Source organism: Propionispira raffinosivorans DSM 20765, from assembly GCF_000381065.1.
Lineage (GTDB): Bacteria > Bacillota > Negativicutes > Selenomonadales > Selenomonadaceae > Propionispira > Propionispira raffinosivorans.
Genome location: NZ_KB905894.1, coordinates 1 through 2,696, shown reverse-complemented (window position 1 = coordinate 2,696; position 2,696 = coordinate 1). Strand labels below are relative to the sequence as shown.

General features: G+C 35.8%; 4 protein-coding genes. All 4 read right to left on the bottom strand.

The annotated features are described in order from the left end of the window. The coding region (locus F606_RS0120200; protein ID WP_154651232.1) for a hypothetical protein at positions 1 to 313 on the bottom strand (313 nt) is incomplete at its 3' end. Between the two features lie 267 nt (positions 314 to 580). Then, the gene (locus F606_RS0120195) at positions 581 to 775 is read right to left on the bottom strand and encodes a hypothetical protein (RefSeq protein ID WP_019555673.1); all 195 of its coding nucleotides are present in this window, start codon (positions 773 to 775) and stop codon (positions 581 to 583) included. A 158-nt stretch (positions 776 to 933) separates the two neighbouring features. Beyond that, on the bottom strand, positions 934 to 1,236 hold the full coding sequence (locus F606_RS0120190) for a hypothetical protein (protein ID WP_019555672.1): 303 nt from the start codon (positions 1,234 to 1,236) through the stop codon (positions 934 to 936). Positions 1,237 to 1,262: 26 nt separating this feature from the next. Next, on the bottom strand, positions 1,263 to 2,696 hold a 1,434-nt coding region (locus F606_RS23405; protein WP_407635992.1), incomplete at its 5' end, for a hypothetical protein.

Below are 2,696 nucleotides of genomic sequence, written 5' to 3'. Positions count from 1 at the left end.
CAGAGTACATATTATAAGTTTCTTGATTAAACCATTCAATATAAGTCGAATTAATAACTTTAAAAAATGACCACTCAGCATAAAACTCTTTTCCATATTTTTCAGTTAAAAATTTTAACATTTTTAATCTTCGTCCTTCATCTGTGTTTCGATATGAAAGCACAAAATTTTCGAAACAAATTTTAATCGTAATCTGCTCATCTTTACTTTGACAAAAAAGCTGCAATCCTTTTTTGTCATCGATTACCTTTTCTATATACATTTTTAAAGAAAGCTCTTTAGATGGAATCCACCTTTTCCATTCTTCTATCAATTCAATCAGTCCCCCATTAATCATCGTATCGAACCTTCGTACGTGTACCGTTTTTATTCATAATTTTCAATGTCGGTCTACCATCTGCTAATTTTCCTGTCTTACCACTAGAATCACACTTTTCAAATCTTCCGTGTTGAGTATCTACGAAATGCAAATATTTTGAACAGTGTTGACGATTGTAGTCGATAATCCCTCTAATATTGAAGAGGTCAGTGGATTTTTACGTCCGCTGACCTCTTTGGTTGGGCAAATTTATTTTAATTATTAAAAATCATACAGATCAACACATTCAAAATCTTTTTCGTTAATCATTTCAATAAAATGATTAATTGTATCTACTAAAGCTTTTTCTGTTGTCTTTAGCCAATTTTCAGGAACTGCGGTCCACACCATAAAGGTTTGTATAGCGTCACCGAACAATGCCCCACTTTTTCTGCCAGCAATATCATTCTTAGGCATTAAATTTATTACCTAGTCAACTATAAATATACCATTATTTGCGCCTTTAACACTAATTCCTTAGTACGACACCCCCATTTCTAGAGGTCATGCGAAGAAAAAAGCAAGGACGCCAGATTTTTGCATCTGTTAGCCTCATTTTTTCATTTTACGTACTATTAAATGTCACTTAACTGTTCAAGTAATTTATTAAATATTGTTAATCGCTTGTCGTCCAAGTTTTTAGGCTCAATTCTGACGTTATATTTTTCATAGAATCGTTTATAAATCTCAGACTTAAGTGACTGTACCGCCTCGATATCTGTTTGGCTTTTAAGATACTTTATCCATTCTTCAATTTCATTTGCATGCCAGATTAATATAGAGTCATGCGATACTTTTCTTATTACATCTACGGAGTCTTTTAGTTCAACTAAGCACCTCTCTAACTGAATTTTTTTTTCAGACGTGACTTCCCCCAAAACATATCACCCGTTTCTTTAATTTTTCACTTTAATGGAATTGTCTTTATCCAACTTTCAGGAACTGCGGTCCAATCAATAAAGGTTTGTGTAGCGCCACCGAACAATGCCCCACTTTGTCTGCCAACAATTCCTTCCAGTCCAGCAAGACTAGATCCTTTTGGGATTTCCATTATATACATATTACTCATATTGTTCCAGTGACCTTCTACTGCGTAATCCATGCGCCACTGTAGCTCTGTTGCCGGAGGTGGATTAGGCGACCAATACGCTCCATTTCTATCACCAATACGATAAAGTTTAGTGCCTTCACCATATGTTTGCTCTAACGCAGTTCCTCCTTTAAATGTATTTAGTACTTGTCGCTGTGCATCAAAATCTTTTAAAATCGGAGCTTGTACCTGAATAGCCTCACTCGACCCCTTAATAATAGTTTCAATATTTTTAGTTGTACTTTTATTAAGTCCCATTCCTGCATCTCTACCTGCACTTAAAAGCAGTAGAAGATTCTCATTTTCATCAACTGTTTTTTTATAGTTTTCCTTCGTTTGTTCTACTACTGATGTCAATTCTGCTGATGTATTCCAAACTGATCCATCCGGTGCCGTGACATAATGGCCTCCATCATTGCCTAATTCAACCGGATAACCTTTCTTTGCATAATAATCACCTACATAGCCTAAACTATATACTTGGCAATCACCATCTGCTGTTGATATATACCACGTATTCGTTTCTTTATTAACTTTTGGTTCTATTCCCTTGCTATATAAATAGTCTCCTCTGTTAGGTGAATTTTCATATATCGTTCCATCACTACCTACTAATTGACCTGCAGAATTCCATGTTCCGCCTTGATCCAATACCTGATCTACCGTCGGAGGTGGCACTTCGTTTTGAACGTTATCGTCTGACGTTGAAACAGCTCGTTTTATGTCTTCTTTAATTTCTTGTGCATTTTCTATCTGCTTTTCCGAAATGTTATCTCCATATGTTTCTTCCGATGTAATAGTGGAATTATATCCTTCTGTATTCATCTTCATGTAGGCATTATTTGCCTGACTGCCTGCTTCTCTTTTTTCTTTTATTACTTCTTCGGTTTCATCGAGTAGGTTTCCTAGAGTATCCCACCCGATATCATGCAGTATATTATTATTTTTTGTCCCAGAAAGGGCAACCGATGCACCTGACTTACTATTTCCTCCTGTCAGTTTAGCTACACCAGCACCTATGATTATACTAGTAAATTCTTTTAATTCTGGTGATAATTTTTGTATTAATTCCGAATTATAACTTGCTTCATTCGTCCCAGCAGAAAATGCCTCGGATGCTGCATTCCCACCAGATATTTGACCTATTAACCCACCAACTACCGCATGCAATGCAATTTTGCTTGCACCACCATCTTGCCAATTTGATGCAATGTTTTTTGCTTCTTCATATAGCTGTGTCGCTTTTTT

What these genes read in the sequence shown, in the direction of transcription:
- F606_RS0120195 (WP_019555673.1), bottom strand. Translation starts at nt 775, where the DNA reads ATGCCTAAGAATGATATTGCTGGCAGAAAAAGTGGGGCATTGTTCGGT.